General features: G+C 34.6%; 13 protein-coding genes. 12 read left to right on the plus strand and 1 reads right to left on the minus strand.

The genetic code is table 11. The annotated features are described in order from the left end of the window. The first annotated feature begins 73 nt into the window (after nt 1-73). From V7728_RS10850 to V7728_RS10895, 10 genes are read left to right on the plus strand one after another with little or no spacing between them, the layout of a single operon-like run. Nucleotides 74-2581: a lantibiotic dehydratase gene (locus V7728_RS10850; protein ID WP_189318607.1), complete on the plus strand. Its 2508-nt coding sequence runs from the start codon at nt 74-76 to the stop codon at nt 2579-2581. Continuing rightward, nucleotides 2582-3658, plus strand: coding sequence for a hypothetical protein (locus tag V7728_RS10855; RefSeq protein WP_060563039.1), 1077 nt, complete (start codon nt 2582-2584; stop codon nt 3656-3658). After that, the gene (locus V7728_RS10860; RefSeq protein ID WP_099566372.1) at nt 3658-5181 is read left to right on the plus strand and encodes a hypothetical protein; all 1524 of its coding nucleotides are present in this window, start codon (nt 3658-3660) and stop codon (nt 5179-5181) included. The genes V7728_RS10855 and V7728_RS10860 overlap by 1 nt, the downstream gene beginning before the upstream one ends. Next, nucleotides 5178-6869 (plus strand): YcaO-like family protein, encoded by a 1692-nt coding sequence (locus V7728_RS10865; RefSeq protein WP_099566373.1) that lies wholly within the window; start codon nt 5178-5180, stop codon nt 6867-6869. Before V7728_RS10860 ends, V7728_RS10865 begins: the two co-directional genes overlap by 4 nt. Further along, a complete protein-coding gene (locus V7728_RS10870; protein ID WP_132106719.1) occupies nt 6866-8179 on the plus strand; it encodes a hypothetical protein in 1314 nt (437 codons plus the stop codon). The genes V7728_RS10865 and V7728_RS10870 overlap by 4 nt, the downstream gene beginning before the upstream one ends. Continuing rightward, nucleotides 8176-9018, plus strand: a complete 843-nt coding sequence (locus V7728_RS10875; protein WP_099566375.1) for a thiopeptide-type bacteriocin biosynthesis protein — start codon at nt 8176-8178, stop codon at nt 9016-9018. The genes V7728_RS10870 and V7728_RS10875 overlap by 4 nt, the downstream gene beginning before the upstream one ends. Nucleotides 9019-9036: 18 nt before the next feature. Further along, nucleotides 9037-9807: a SagB/ThcOx family dehydrogenase gene (locus V7728_RS10880; protein WP_099566376.1), complete on the plus strand. Its 771-nt coding sequence runs from the start codon at nt 9037-9039 to the stop codon at nt 9805-9807. Between the two features lie 5 nt (nt 9808-9812). Further along, nucleotides 9813-10832: a hypothetical protein gene (locus tag V7728_RS10885; protein WP_099566377.1), complete on the plus strand. Its 1020-nt coding sequence runs from the start codon at nt 9813-9815 to the stop codon at nt 10830-10832. Beyond that, complete coding sequence (locus V7728_RS10890) at nt 10829-11560, plus strand: ABC transporter ATP-binding protein (RefSeq protein WP_099566378.1); 732 nt, start codon at nt 10829-10831, stop codon at nt 11558-11560. Before V7728_RS10885 ends, V7728_RS10890 begins: the two co-directional genes overlap by 4 nt. Beyond that, the gene (locus V7728_RS10895) at nt 11553-12290 is read left to right on the plus strand and encodes an ABC transporter permease (RefSeq protein WP_060563048.1); all 738 of its coding nucleotides are present in this window, start codon (nt 11553-11555) and stop codon (nt 12288-12290) included. Before V7728_RS10890 ends, V7728_RS10895 begins: the two co-directional genes overlap by 8 nt. 491 nt (nt 12291-12781) lie before the next feature. On the opposite strand, the gene V7728_RS10900 is transcribed toward V7728_RS10895, so the two are convergent. Then, the gene (locus V7728_RS10900; protein WP_038456904.1) at nt 12782-14314 is read right to left on the minus strand and encodes an MDR family MFS transporter; all 1533 of its coding nucleotides are present in this window, start codon (nt 14312-14314) and stop codon (nt 12782-12784) included. A 113-nt stretch (nt 14315-14427) separates the two neighbouring features. Here V7728_RS10900 and V7728_RS10905 point away from each other — a divergent pair, with 113 nt between their 5' ends. Continuing rightward, nucleotides 14428-14889 carry a MarR family transcriptional regulator gene (locus V7728_RS10905; protein WP_003156626.1) on the plus strand — a complete coding sequence of 154 codons (462 nt, stop codon included), beginning with the start codon at nt 14428-14430 and terminating at the stop codon, nt 14887-14889. Nucleotides 14890-14952: 63 nt separating this feature from the next. Next, nucleotides 14953-15582, plus strand: a complete 630-nt coding sequence (locus tag V7728_RS10910) for a LysE family translocator (protein WP_003156625.1) — start codon at nt 14953-14955, stop codon at nt 15580-15582. The last annotated feature ends 12 nt before the right edge of the window (nt 15583-15594 follow it).

A 15594-nucleotide genomic window follows, 5' to 3' on the forward strand; every position in this document is an offset into this window, starting at 1 on the left:
CAAGGACGAGATCATTCTCGTCCCAGTTCTCTTTTTCGTGATATAAAATTTAATGACGGGGATGGAGAATAAGATGAATGCTTTTCCGTGGTATATCATTAGAAAGAATCCTATATCCGTTGAAGACTTTTCAGGTTTCCGCGATATAAGATGGATAAAACAAATAGAGAAATTTAAAATGGAAGAATCAAGATATGAACAAGAAAAACAAGATACCATCAAAAGATTGGAGCAAATGTTCAAGAGAGACAAAAAAAACGAAATTATTAATGTGAAACGAAAAGTATACAATAATAAAATCATCAATCCTGATCAATATTCTGAGAGTATCTTAATGGCAACAAAGGATTATCTATTTAGAAAACAACAATTGAGAGATGCTGAAATTAAGCTAACTGCATTTTATGATGAAAAGCATTTGAGCGATCGCAAGTTAATGCAACGATTAATCAGTAATAATCATGAATTGACCAACCCACTCCCTCTTGTCAACTTGAATTTCTTCCATAAAGTAAATAAGTTTTTGGAGATAGATGTAAAGGAACACACAGCAAATATAAGGAAGGTTGATTATCAGTTAAGCAGAATTATATCAAGAGCGGCTTTGAAAACAAGTCCTTTTAGTTCTTTTACAAGTATAGAAATAAAAAAATTCAATGAAACACATACAAATAAACACAAAACAAAGGCTTATCACACGGAGATCAATTTTTTTCTCTTTCAGAAAATATTACATATACTTTCTATGGATAAAGAATATGCAAGAAACTTTCGTTATAAAATGTCGTCCTTCTATGAAAAAAATGATCATTTAATATTTATTCCGCAAATAGACTTGAACCGAGGTAAAGTCTTTAATAATGTTGAGAAAGAGTTCTCGGTAAAAAATAATATAATGTTCAGAGATATAATTCAATCTTTTCGTACCAACGAAACTTTGTCTTACGAAGAATTAACGGGTATTTTAAAACATTATATGGATAATAAGACGGTTGAATCATTTACTAATGGGCTGCTGAAAAAAGGTTTGCTGTTTGCGGATGTACAAACTGATGAATATTCCGAAAATGTGATAGAAGATTTTAAAAGAAAATTAGAAAAGTTACCGAATAACTCCGGAAAAACGGAAAAAATCATAAATATTGTACAAGAAGTGTATCAAAAAACGAGGGAGTATGAAACTCAATTCATACAGAACCGTTTTAAAATAATGAGAGAACTAAAAGAAATTATCTCGAAACTGGAAAGTGTACTAAGATATCCTATAGCAAGTGAAGTAATATTTTATGAAGACTATATTATCAATGGATCTAATGATTCTTTTAATATAGTGCAGAATAATTTAGAAGAAATAAATATACTTCAAAAGCTAGCATTAATGATTAATATTCCTATTCAAGTCCAATTTGAATTTGCTGAGGTTTTTAATAAGGAGTATTCTGATAGAGAAATTCCAGTTAATTCCCTGGAGCTGAAAGAAATATTTATGAGTGTAATCAAAAACTTCAGAAATTGGTCAGATTTACTTGCCCCAATTTCAAATTTGAAGTCAAAAAAAGCACTTGAAATGGAAGCGTTGAAAAAAGAAATAAAAAACCATTTTTTATTTCAGAAATCGAGAAAAATAAAAGAAATAAACATAGATAGACAACTAATAGAAGACTGGTATAAAACATTCAAAACAATTTTTACGGAAAAAAGAACTTATTCTTCTACAGCTCTCATACAAAAAAGTGGCAGTTATTATGTCTTAAATAAGCTGTATGCAGGAAGTCTGAGACTCTTTAGCCGTTTTTTTGAATATTTTCCGGAGATTTATGATGATACGGATTTTAGAGACTACACAGGACGGATATTCCCAAAAAATACAATAGAAATCAGAGAAGGATACGGGTTTAATGCGAATCGCCATAGAAAACTTATTCCAAATCGTTTGATACTTCCGAATAGCCGGGGAAGCGATGATGATATCAACAAAATTCCAATTGATAATTTGTACTTTAAATATAATAAACAGACAGAGCTTGTAGAGATTTTTTCAGGTGTTAACAATAAGAAAGTAGAAATTGAATGTCTAGGGAGCTTAGTGGATTATATGCTCCCAAATTCAGTGCGGATGCTTTTAAATTCAGTTGTCCCTCGCTTAGATACTGACTTTGTTAATTTATGGGAACATGAAGGTTCTGGGGATTCTTTTGTCATAGATCATATACCATCTATAAGATTGGGAGATATCATAATTTCCAGGGAGAAATGGCTTGTAAACACAGCTTTCTTTAAAAGAAGTTTAAGTGCAGCTAAAGATGCAAAAAATCTCTCTGAATTTTTTATTAAGCATGGTCTTCCTATGGAGTTTTTCGCGAAAAAATACCTAGGCGAGGAAAATTATCAACATGCTACCGCAAAAAAAACAGATATGAAACCGCAATATTTTAATTTATACTCTCCTATTTTTATTAAGGATTTCAAAAAGTTTCTAGAAAGTAACAGGATGATTATAATAGAAGAAATTAAACCGATTCCTCAAAATAGAGGTTTTAATAAAGAATATCAGATAGAAGTTTTGCTGGAGGATGAATAATTGGCTGATTATATAGAAGTAAAAGCATTTTTCTTTGGAAATGAGGCCGAAAAAGAACAAGTATATCTTAATTTTATTTTACCGTTTTTTTCCCCGATCCTTGGTCGTTTTCATGCAGAGCGGGGATGGACCGGAGGACCGCACTTTCGAATTATATTGTCAAAAAGTGATACAAGTATAATTGAAACATTTCCAAGTGAATTTAAGCGATACTGCACAACACATTTTCCTGAATTAACACAGGTCGAGATAGAAAACAATTTGTCCCCTTATTTGACTCATCAAGATATTATACCGAATATGGAAAGAAGAGAAAGCATTCCAATTTTGATTGAGAATCATTTAAGCGTTCTAATCGGACCCTACAATGAAGAATATATGTATAACACTTTTAATTCTTACGCTCATTTTGTAGCGCATACCAGAGCCCTTTTTATGATGCAAGAGTTTATTTCTGTTAATATTTATAAATTCAAAGAAATAAGCCCAGAAACACAGCTCAAAACTTTGACAAGAATGCTTTATGATGTTTTAGCATTTTCCAGTTATACGGACAAATTCTCTGTGCTAGTTTATGTTTCAAATACGGAAGGCGTTTTTTCAATAGCTGATAGTCTAAATAAAAAAAGGTCATTTGAAGACTCATTCTTAAAAATGTACAAAGCTTTAGAAATCCCTGCCTATTTTACAAATCAATCATACAATCTATCTATCGGTTCAAGCTGGTTTGATACTGTTTCAAAAATCGTAGATTATACAAAAAAAAATTTAGATGCTTTAGCAGATTCAGAAGATGGATTTTATTCGATTGAAAAACAGAAAGAAGATTTAGTAAAGAATATTGAAAGTATTGATAGCCCTTTTCATAAGAATCTCTTAAATCAAATTGATTCATTACTTAATCATAATGAGCATAAAATGTTCAAGTTTTTAATCAATATCATTTATAAGTCAGTTCATATGTTGGGGTTTACTTTTGTTAAGAAAAATTTTGCTTGCTTTGCTGTTTCCAAATATGTATTAGATAAGCATCATACAACATGGGAAGAGATTTTAAAAGAAAGAGAGCGAGTATAATGATATTAAAAACGCGTTCGAATTTTTCTATCATGCGTATAGATCAATCGATTCTCATAAAGAAAATAAATGGACAGCACCAAGCTGTTTTGTCTGATGAAGACTATAAAACTTTCATTGACATATTGGCGGAATACCGTAATCCAAAGATGTTATCTTTAGTCAACCAAAACAATGACTATTTGAAGCTGTTTAAGTTTGCTCTCAAGAGCGGTTTGCTCATAGAAGTGAAGGGAAAAACAAATCACCTTACAACGTTAATTACACAGAATATTGAGAACCGTTTTGAAGATTATGAAACAATTTTGGAAGATTTAGATGAGAGATCTATAGAATTAAAAGGTGCACCAGAACAGGTCATTTCTTTTTTTATGAATAATGGGATTCTTGATGATGAACGTGAGCAAAAATCCATAATTTATTTTAATGATAATATTAGAGAAGCTCCCCTAAAAAGTATATGTATAGAAATAAATGAAAGCGGGCGCAGTTTTCTGTTTAAGAAAAAAAGTAAGGAGCAATATGATTTCTTAAAAAGATATGCTAATCAATATCCAAAAGCAGATGGTGAACTTGCCAGAAGAATTTTACCTTTTTTAGTATACGTTTATGTCACCTCTGATCTATATGAGAGTGAACGCCAGGTGCAAGATACTTTGTTACTTGAGGATGGAACAATAATTTCGATTCCTGAAAAGGATATTACCGGAGTAATTGACAATTATGAGCGAAAGTTACCGAATGTGAATGATGATGAATTAACCATTATTCAAAAACTTGAATCTGCTTTTGTAAACTGCCCGTTGTTTAAGTGTGAGTTTAACTCAACTGAGACATCCAGAATAAATCAATTTATGGCAGCTCATTATCAAATTGATATTAACAATGATTTTAAATATATGAGTACACATATTAATTATAAAAAAGCTGCATTACATACTTTAATGCACAGCATAGAAAAATTCTTAACTTACGAATCTGAGAGAAATAAAGAAAATACTTTATGGATAGCAGATCTTGATAAAGATCGTTTTTATATAAGAGGGATTGCCTCATTTATAAAGAAAGAAAGCTCCATTCATCTTATTGAACGAATTGATATTACAGCAAAAAAATTGCTTCAAACGATTTATCATATGACTGAAATTAAAGAAGTATTAATTGGAATTGACTATTTGTTTAAAAAGGATGTCGGCATTGTTTATCTCATTGATGAAGATCATTATATCCTTTATAAAAGCGAAGTAACGACAGATTTTAATGAATCAATAATCCGGGGATTAACAGAGATCATAAGCAACAAGGCAAATGGTTTGCTTAAAAAAGGTGAATCGGTTGAATTATCCAGCTTTCAAGTCCGAGATATCGGTCGGAAAAGACCAAACTCACTAATATTGGCTGAGATGCTTGAAGTTTTTTCCGATTATGATATTAAAGAAAAACCATGGATATACCAACCACTATTTGAGTCCAGTAATTTATTAATAGGAAGTTTTCAATTAACCGGGGAGAATTTATCATGATGTACTCTATAAATAAAGATTACCAAAAAGTTAAAAAAGAAGATATTCATGGTAAAGTTAACTATTATGAAACTTCTTCTTATGTTTTTATCGGTCCGTATGTAAATGATATAGAAGATCCATGCTTTAACTGCTTTAAAGAAGCGGTTAAAGCAAATGGGAGCAGATATTATTGGTGCATAGAGCAGGAACGAACTGAGTTAACTAGCTTTAACCTATTTGCGGATGATGATAAATGTACGGAAGAATTAAGGGGCGCAGTACTAATTTTTAATAAAAATACAGGAAGCATTGAAAAGAAAGAAATTTACAAAAATGCTTTTTGTGAAAATTGCAGTTCTGATTTCTTTGAGAACAAAATACTGAAAGATAATCATAATGAAAAATTAAATAAAGAGGGTAGAGTCGTTTCATTTACTAATGTTATTAATAAGCTGAAGAAGCATGAAAAACTCTTAATTGATCAGGATACAGGAATAGGAAGAATGCTGTTCAGAGATGCAGAATCAGATGTTATCCCTATGTATGGTATTGAAGCGTATATCGGACAAAGGCAATATCATTCATATGGCCGGGCAGAGAGTCTAAGTGCCTCTAAGTATTCCGCAATACTTGAAATGATTGAGCGCCATGCGAGTATGATTCCCCAATTCACTAAACCGCTGCGTGCTTCTTATCATCAACTGAAGCAAAAGAAAATGGATGTAATTAATCCTGAATCTTTTATTTTGCATAAAAGTGTTGAAGGAGAACATTTATATTCTCATGATAAGGAAATTTATTGGACAGCGTGCCGACGTTTAGATAACAATAAAGAAGTTTTAATTCCAGAGCAGTTAATTTATTTTGATAACCAAATCATACGTGGAGAAAATCGATTTATATATGAGACATCAAATGGGGCAGCTCTTGGGAACAGTATGAAAGAAGCAGTTATGTACGGATTGTTTGAGGTAATTGAACGAGATTGTTTTTTGGTTCATTGGTATTGCAAAAAAACACCTAAAAGAATAGACGTTTCATCATCAAATAATTTACAAATCAAACTTGTTTTAAAACAACTTGACGATTTGGGCTATGACGTGCACCTTTTTGATATTACTCTAGAAACTGATATCCCCGCTGTATGGGTTCTTGCAGTAAACCGTAAGGATGGTGCGAATTTAAAGTATTACAATGCAGCAGGAGCTCACTACAATCCAGAAAAAGCTATTTTTTCTGGTTTAGTAGAGGTAGCCACATCTGCTTTAATTTATGAAAAAAAACTTGATAAGGAGAAATCCCATTTAAATTACTTAATACAAAATCCAAGTGGCGTAAAAAAGATGGAGGACCATGTTAATTATTATTCCTTTGAAGCAAATGGCAAAGCTTTTGATTTTCTTCTGAATAATCTGGAGCAAATGGAGCTAATAGAAGTGCATAAAATGACTCCAGCATTTCCATTTACGTATGATGCACTTAAAAGAGCGGTATTAGATAAGCACCCTGATATTTACATAGCTGATTTAACTCAATATTTAACTGAAAAATTAGATTTTCACGCTGTGAAAATTCTTATCCCAAGTTTGCAACCGATGACTTTTGGACTTCAAAATGAGCGTCTGAATTTGGAAAGACTTAATCAATATTGCGAAGATCTATCGCTTTTAAAAAATAAGGAAAGAGAGCCGCATCCATTCCCATGAGTATTACTCTTAATGACCTTACTTTTAATAGATATGAAAAGAACCGTAAATCTTTGTCTTTTCAATTTGTTTCACCAAGAGGCACTTCATTTAAATATGAAAAGGACCAGAAAAGAAACTCTCATCAAAATAAACCTTTCCGAAAACTGGCCCTATTTGTTGAAGAGTTGTTTCGATTTCAGAGTTATGAATACCAAAGTCCTTACTCATTTCATAAATATGCCCCCTCAGCTAGAGGAATCTATTGTTTATACCCTTATGTCATCTGTATGGGATATGTATGGCTTTATGATGCTCTGGACCATAGATGGGTGTGTATTGGATATGTCCCTTCTAAAGTTCAAGCTGTCGAGCTTATCATCTCTTGTGATTTCTGGAGGTTATGCTCTGTTTATGGAAGTTTTGGGCTTGCACTAGGATTGTTAGAACTTGGACATATGACAGCAGATATTAAAATGGATTCCGAAGATCATGGTTTTCCTGTTAAAAAGGTTGGCTACATGTTTAACCGTTGGCATTATTCAAAAATACTGAAGGCTCCTGAAGATATTCTTCTTGGATGTCTAATAGAGTTTGAGCAGTCAAAGCCGATTGATCAGCCTGACGTACGCCACAATATTTATAAGTATAAAAAGACTTATAACTATCAAAAAGAACTTCTTCAAATTGGCATTATGGACTACATAAATGCTTTGACTAAAATGGATGAAAGTCTTAAAAATAATGATTGGTTTTACGAGGAGTCTTCAAAAGGTAATAAAGCTCACAGACATTCAGGTAACCATGTATTTGGCTTACTGGATATTAGCTCTGCTTATTGTAACAAGACTTTTTTAGCACTCGTTTTATTTTTGCAAAATACTAAAGGAAGAATGAATAGGTCTAATCAGTTTTCAATTTATATTGCTGTTCAGAATATAGAAGATTGGAAAAAAGGTATTTATTATATAACTGAAAACGGGTGCAAATTAATATCATCTGATTTTGAAATAAAAAAATTCTTTTATGATACATACGATTTCTTTGAAATAGAAAGATCTCCTTTCACACTATTTGTTACATATACTGGTGATGGAGAAACAAATCAAGAAAGTATATATTATGCACATGTGGGAGCAGCTGGCCTTATTCAGTATGTTGCTAGGTATATGGCAGATGGGAAGGCTTATACAAGGCCCATTAAAAATATAAATGATTTATACTGCCACGAGAAATTTAAAACCGAACCTAATGAACAGGTCATTTATGCTATGCTTTTCGGTTACAACAATACAGGTATGAGGAAAGTTGAGGGGAGAGATTTCGTATGAATTGGCATTCTTACCATCTGTTTATTCATGATCAAGCATGTCATGATCTTTTTCTGAAAGAGTATTTAAAAAAGTTTTTAGACAAGGAAAAGGGTTTAATAAGTAAATTTTTTTTTATAAGATATTGGCAAGGAGGGCCGCATTTTAGGTTTCGGTTTCAAAGCCACAATCCTGAGAAGGTACTAAGAAAATTAAAAATTGTATTTGCTGATTTTTTAAAAAACTACAACCCTTCCTATAGGTTAAAAAAGGAACAATATTATCATAATCATACATTTGACGGAGAGCTGCCTGATGAAGAGGATATGTATTGGGTGGAAGATGGTCAGATAGTTTCTATTCCTTACAAGCCTGAGTACGAAAGATACGGAGGCTTTGATATTATGGAGGTTTCTGAGACAATTTTTCATCATTCAAGCCAATTAGCCTTGCAGGTTATTGAACAAATAAATGATCCTAATGTGTTAACAAAGATTATCTTGGCTTGTGATTTTTTTATGTTGGCTGAAAGTCAGTTAGCATATAGCCAGCGCAAGATATTAAATGAAAGATATCATTCGTTTTGGCTGCACTTTGCAGGTGAAAGTGAAACACCCATTGAAGAGAACCTTTCAAAAATAAAAAATGCATATAAAGCGAGGGTAAAAAAAACAGCCCCATTAGATCTCGATATATACCATACCTTTAAAAAAGTTTTAGAGGAACAGATTCGACATGCTACAGCCATAAAACCAGATGTAAATATAAATCATTTGATTTTTTCACATATTCATATGTATAACAATCGTATTGGGTTGCCACCTTATTATGAAAATCAGATTCCTGTTATTATTTCATAGACTGGAGTGATGTAAAAAATGAAATGGAACTTCAATCAATCAATTACTTATGAAAATACACTTTACAGAAAATATCATCTGCAATCAAACCATGCCCCCCATATTCAGATGATAAATGCCCCAAGAAGGGAATATGCTATTCATTCCTTAGACAGTGTTGGTGCAAAAGTGAAATATAAGTTAAAAAGTATAGAGAATTTGCCTTCTTTAGAAGTGGAATTATCAGAAGTGCTAAAAAAAAGAAGATCTTCCTGGGTATTTTCTGAACTGGATTTAACTTTTGAAATGTTAGAGCAGTTATTGACATATAGCTTTGGTATTAGTAATATTAGGGAAAAAAAGCGGACATATCCCTCTGGTGGTCAATTTTACCCCATAGAAGTCTATTTTGTGCCGACAGCAAGAAGTGTAGATAGCAATTTGTTAGAGGAGAAAGTGTATAAATATAACATAGATCATCAAGAGATTGTGGAAATCTGCGATTTTAATATTGATGATTTAAAAGCTTTTAGTGCATCTACTGATGTGGGTTTTTTTTCTATTGATGGATGTCAAATTGTTTTATTTTTGGTAGCTGAAGACAAGGATATATTTGTGAAATATCTTGAGTTTACATATAGAATTATTCATTTAGATGCTGGGCATATGGCTCAAAATTTTTTACTTACCAGTGCTGCTCTTGGACTTTCAAGTATTCCTATAGGAGGCTTTTATGAAAAAACAGTAAAACAAATACTCGGTTTAGATAATACGTCAAAAATGATTATTTATACACTCTTAGGGGGATAATCTGTATGTCTGAGAAGCTCATAAAACTTAAAGAAAACTATCAAATCATACGAAATCCGCAAAATCCAAGTCAAGTATTTGTTTATGATAAAAATAATGAAATGGTTTTTTTGAAATTTAGCATGAGTTCATTGGAAAAATTAGAGAATGTAGATTTTAATCGCTGGGGGCAGCATTTTCAATCACTTCAAATATTAAAATCCTCTATTGAAGGTAATATAATCATTTCATTATATAACAGATATCCAGATTTGTTTATCAGTACTAATAATAGCGAAGATTTAATGATTGATGCAAAAATACTGGAGAGAGAAAACATTATTAATTATAATCACTTTTATAGTACATATCAATTATCCAACCACCAATATGATTCATCTCGAATTTTTTTGTGGGGAGCTTCCCAAACAAATCTACTTGTTTTTCATCAGCTCATGAATCTCTCAATAGATGTCACACTTATTGTATCGTTAAAGGAAAAATTAACTCCATATGAAAATATTCTTTCAGGCAGAAGTCCATTTCAGCAAGTGCCGGACTTTATAAATAGTGTGAAAGACCATTATAACCTGGAAAACAAAAAAGCAAAGATTTTAATTTTTGAAAAAATATATGATTTTAAAACATTAGCAGGAAAAAACGTGATTCATATTGTTGACAACAAGATACTAGATAAATATGTTTTGCCAGAGCTATTTAATAGAATCGAATCCTCAAGAAATAAAGGTATTCTATATTATGGTTCTTATGAAAATGAGTTAGTGATCGGTCCCTTAGTATTCTCAGGTGAAACTGTTTCTTATTCCGATTTTCTTTTTAACTACGATAAAGAAACAAAGGCGCCATCTTCAGTTTTAAATTTCTTATCTGCAGGAATGATTCAACGGGTTATCTCATATCTTAATGCTGATTCACTAAAGTATCTGTCTGAAGATGCTCAGCTTCCCTTAAATTCTGTATTTTGCATTGATAAGTTTTCTCTTAACTCTAGGATAATCCAATTAAAGAGAGAGGTTTTAAAATGAAAGTTATTACTCAAGGTTTGAACAAATCATATAAAGATAAAAAAGTTCTGCAGGATATTAGCTTCACTATTGAAAATAACGAGATTGTGGCAGTATTAGGCCCTAATGGGGTTGGGAAAACAACCATGTTAGAAATTTTAATGACATTGAAAAAATACGATTCAGGTGATGTTCAAATATTAGGTCATAACTTAAATAAAGAATCTAATATTCAAAAAGTGCGTTCAAAGATCGGAGTTGTTTTTCAGGAGGGGGGGATGTATGCATACCTAAAAACAAAAGAAGTGTTAGACTTATTCGCCTCGTTTTATGATATATCTAATGATAGAATCAATGAAGTTGTTAACTTATTCTCGCTTACAAAACATATGAATACAAAGTATGAGAAACTATCGGGGGGTTGGAAGAAAAGAGTTTTGTTAGCTACTGCATTTTTAAACCAGCCTGAATTACTTTTTCTGGACGAGCCTACAACGGGACTTGATCCTAAAGCGACAAAAGATTTATGGGATGCTATTAAGTTGGCGAAAAATAACGGAACAACAATCTTATTGTCTTCTCATTCTATGGAAGAAGTGGATATGTACGCAGACCGCTCTCTTATTCTAAAAGATGGCAAAATTGCAGAATTCGATTCTCCAACAGTGTTAAGAGAAAAGTATCAATGTACGTATTTTAAAGAAGTGTATTTTGCTATTTTAGAAAGGGAGTCTTCACATAATGAGTAAATCTTTATTTAAATTATGTAAATATGATTTTGTTGTTTTTTTACGTGAACCTTTTTTCGCTTTACCAATTCTTATACTGCCTGGGATTTTCTTTTTTGTCTTTATGTCTATTTTCAAAGAACAGATTGGAGGAGCAGAAAACTTTGGTCCGTATATTCCAATTTACAGCTTATTAATCTCATTTCTCGTATTATTTTTTAATATTGGTCTTCAATATGTAACAGAAAAAGAAAGAGGAATTCATAAACGTTTAATTATGTCTTCTATTACAATATATCATGTAATTCTTACATATATTATTAGAGGAGTTCTTATCTCGTTAATTGGTTTTATTGAGATATTGCTTGTTGGTAAACTTGTTTTCCATACTATTTTGACAGATCATATGTTTTTATTCATTCTAACTTTCCTGATTGTAATCGGTATAACCTTGTTGTTTAGTTTATCTACTCATAATCTCTTTAAAAATTCAAGGCAAGTTCTTCCTTATACAATAGTCATGTTTCAATATGTATTATTTGGATCCGGCCTTATGTTTCCTATCGAGTCTGTTCCTGAATTTGTTAAGTATATTGTTTATATAAACCCATTTTATCACATGAAAAATTTGTTGTTATCTGTGTGGAATTGGCAACAGATAATCAACTGGCAAGGGATAGCATATTTGGTATTGGTTATTTTCGTATGTATATGCTTAATCTATATAAAATCGCGTTCTAAGGAATACTAAATTAAAGAATTGTGTATTGGCTGTTTTAGCGGCGTAAAATTTACACTATAAAAAAGCAGAATTGTTTAGAGGTATTATACTCCCCTTAGGCAGGCAGATGTTATCCTAATCTGCCTGCCTAAGGGGAGTATTTTCGATAACTATTATCTATAAATTCAAAGCCCGACAAATTTGCTTAGTGGACATTATTCTCAATTAGAAATGATATACGAGTGTCTAATATCCAGTTCGTCAATGTCAGGAAAATCGATGAAAAAGGATAGTCATAAAGCAGCCATGAACGAATGGTTGCCCTATGACAAAGGGTAGTTCAACAATTTGCTTACTATAAGTTAAATAGCATTTCTTCCCTTATAAAGTTTAAGTATAGAAATGTTGATTGCATAAGTATCAGGCATTTAATGAACTCACCTATAAGTGGGTAAATACTATACTATTCCATCTCTACTTGATAGGGGATAATTAAGTTTCACTAAACCCGATCTTCTTCGTTAATTCGCTTTTTTCGCCATTTCCTGAGAGGTTTTTACTCTCGCTTTTCCCATAAACAAAATGGTAACGGCCGCAATGACGATCGGCGTCAGCGCAAGCGTAAATACATATGTGATGCTTTGCGACATGGCGTCAATAATGCGATCCAGAATGTGCGGCGGAATATGAGCGCGCGTGCCGGCCTGGAAAATCTCCTGCGGATTTCCGATGTTCTGCATCGCACCGCCCGCTCCTTTCATGCCGCTGAATGAATCTGTGAGCTTGTTAGTAAACACATTCGTCTGGATGGTTCCGAAAATCGTCACACCGAGCGTCATACCGAATGATCTCAAAAACGAGTTTGTTGAGTTGGCGCTTCCGCGGTAACGCGGCTCCAGATCGTTCATGGACGCAGCCGGCAGCAGTGAGAAGTTGAAGCCGACGCCGAATCCTGAGATCAGCATGAATACCGTCAGCATCGTACGCGCCGTATCCGGTGTCATATTGGAAAGCAGCAGCATTCCGATAAAGAAAGCGACCACGGAAATCAGCATTAAAGTGCGGAATCGCACTTTTGTCTGGAAAATTCCGCCGATCATACTTCCGATAACAGAACCGATCATCATCGGCGTCAAAATAAAGCCCGCGCTTGTCGCGGTGCTTCCGTACACAGCCTGAACGAAGATCGGGATAAACACCGCTAAAATGACGAACGTGGCTCCGTAAAGGAACGCCAGAATCTGTGCCGTAGCAAATAAACGGTTTTTAAACATCCAAAATGAGATAATCGGTTCTTCCGCTTTTCTTTCCACAATAAAAAAGGCGATAAAGAACACGGCGAACACAGCGAACAGACCGATGATCTGCACGGAGTTCCAATCATACGTTTTTCCGCCGAGCTCAAGAGCGAACATCAGACCGACAATGGAAACCACCAGCGTGATTGCGCCGGCCCAGTCGATTTTCTGCTTCTTGTGTTCAAGGGATTCTTTATAATAACGAAGAATGAAAAACAATGATAAAATACCGATCGGCACGTTGATGTAAAACACCCAGTGCCAGCTGATGGAGTCGGTAATGAGCGCGCCTAAAAGCGGCCCGAGAACGCTGGACAGGCCGAAAACGGCACCGAACATGCCCGACATTTTTCCGCGTTTTTCCGGCGGAAATAAATCAAAAATGATCGTGAAGGCGATCGGCATCAGCGCGCCTCCGCCGATTCCCTGAATGACGCGGTAAATAATGAGCTGATCCATTGTTTGGGCGATTCCGCATAACGCGGATCCGATTAAGAAAAGAATAAGACCGAATAAAAAGAAACGTTTGCGTCCGTACATATCGGACAGTTTTCCGTAAATCGGCATACCGGCCATAACGGCTACCATGTATGATGCCGTCACCCACGCGAACTTATCGAAACTTCCGAGGTCCGCCACGATATTTCCCATCGCAGTGGCAACGATTGTATTATCCATAGCCGACATTAAAATGCCCAGCAAAAGACCGATGACGACAAACTTCGTCGAGGCGTCCTTCGCGGCTGTTTGTTCCATGCTTTTTCCTCCCATACTTACTTTTGATCATTAAATTTGCTATGATCATATTAGATTTGCCGAAAATTATCTTGATCGTCAAGATAAATTGATTTTATAGGGAGGCCTGTCAGTTGTCAACAAGAAATACCAGAAGCGAGACGGAGGAAACCGCGATACAGTTATTCCGAAAGATGGCCACAAGGACGATCCTTTTTCATCAGGCGGCCGCTCAATCTCTCGGTCTGTTTCCGACCGATTTAAAATCAGCTGATATCTTAAATGAAGCAGGCCCGATGACCGCAGGCGAGCTTGGGAAAAAAACCGGTCTCAGCACAGGTTCGGTAACGGCGCTCATTGACCGGCTCGAAAAAGCGGGATATGTCATGAGGAAAAAAGACCCCGAAGACAAACGTCGGGTGATTATCGTGCCGCTGACAGCCGGAAAGGCGAATGTGAAGCAATTGTTCAGCTCCTTATCCCAGTCCACGATCAGCCTTTGCCGGCAATATAAAGAAGAAGAACTGCGGCTGATATTCGATTTTTTAGGAAAAGCGACGGACATGATGGAAGACGAGCTTGAGAAATTAAAATAATATATCATAGCACGGCCCATTCATGAATAACTTGTACAAGTTGCATGAATGAGGGGGAAGCCAATGAACATCTTTTTAAGCTACATCGTTCTCGGGCTGTCATTGTCAGCACCTGTCGGACCGGTCAATGCGGCGCAAATTGACAAAGGCATCAAAAACGGCTTTTGGCATGCATGGATTTTCGGTCTTGGCGCCATGGCCGCGGACGGGCTGTATATGATTCTGATCTATTTCGGGCTGTCTCAATTTTTGACCGCTCCTTTTGTAAAAACGTTTTTGTGGCTCTTCGGTTTTTTCGTGCTGACCTATACGGGAGTCGAAACGTTAAAAAATATAAGGGAAGCCATGAATGTCAGAAGCGGAAAAGGAAAACCGGCTTTTTACAAAACATTCGGCGCGGGATTTTTTATTTCTCTTTCCAATCCGCTGAGCATTTTATTCTGGCTCGGCATATACGGCAGCATTCTCGCCAAAACCGCTGAATCCTTCGATGCAAATCAGCTTTTGATTTACAGCTCCGGCATTCTTCTCGGCATTTTGATCTGGGATTTTTGCATGGCGGTCGCTGCGAGCACTTTCAGAAATCTTCTTCATGAAACAGCGCTTCGCTGGCTGACGGGAGCGGCGGGTGTGTCTTTGATCGTTTTCGGATTTTATTTCGGCTGGCAGGGGATTCAAATGCTCATCTCATAAATAGAAGGACTG

The organism is Bacillus sp. JHAA, from assembly GCF_036961585.1.
Lineage (GTDB): Bacteria > Bacillota > Bacilli > Bacillales > Bacillaceae > Bacillus > Bacillus velezensis.

Bases quoted from the DNA above. Each gene is read 5' to 3' on its own strand.
- V7728_RS10865 (WP_099566373.1), top strand. From the start codon at position 5,178: ATGATGTACTCTATAAATAAAGATTACCAAAAAGTTAAAAAAGAAGAT.
- V7728_RS10910 (WP_003156625.1), top strand. From the start codon at position 14,953: ATGAACATCTTTTTAAGCTACATCGTTCTCGGGCTGTCATTGTCAGCA.
- V7728_RS10880 (WP_099566376.1), top strand. From the start codon at position 9,037: ATGAAATGGAACTTCAATCAATCAATTACTTATGAAAATACACTTTAC.
- V7728_RS10890 (WP_099566378.1), top strand. From the start codon at position 10,829: ATGAAAGTTATTACTCAAGGTTTGAACAAATCATATAAAGATAAAAAA.
- V7728_RS10875 (WP_099566375.1), top strand. From the start codon at position 8,176: ATGAATTGGCATTCTTACCATCTGTTTATTCATGATCAAGCATGTCAT.
- V7728_RS10860 (WP_099566372.1), top strand. From the start codon at position 3,658: ATGATATTAAAAACGCGTTCGAATTTTTCTATCATGCGTATAGATCAA.
- V7728_RS10895 (WP_060563048.1), top strand. From the start codon at position 11,553: ATGAGTAAATCTTTATTTAAATTATGTAAATATGATTTTGTTGTTTTT.
- V7728_RS10900 (WP_038456904.1), bottom strand. From the start codon at position 14,314: ATGGAACAAACAGCCGCGAAGGACGCCTCGACGAAGTTTGTCGTCATC.
- V7728_RS10850 (WP_189318607.1), top strand. From the start codon at position 74: ATGAATGCTTTTCCGTGGTATATCATTAGAAAGAATCCTATATCCGTT.
- V7728_RS10885 (WP_099566377.1), top strand. From the start codon at position 9,813: ATGTCTGAGAAGCTCATAAAACTTAAAGAAAACTATCAAATCATACGA.
- V7728_RS10870 (WP_132106719.1), top strand. From the start codon at position 6,866: ATGAGTATTACTCTTAATGACCTTACTTTTAATAGATATGAAAAGAAC.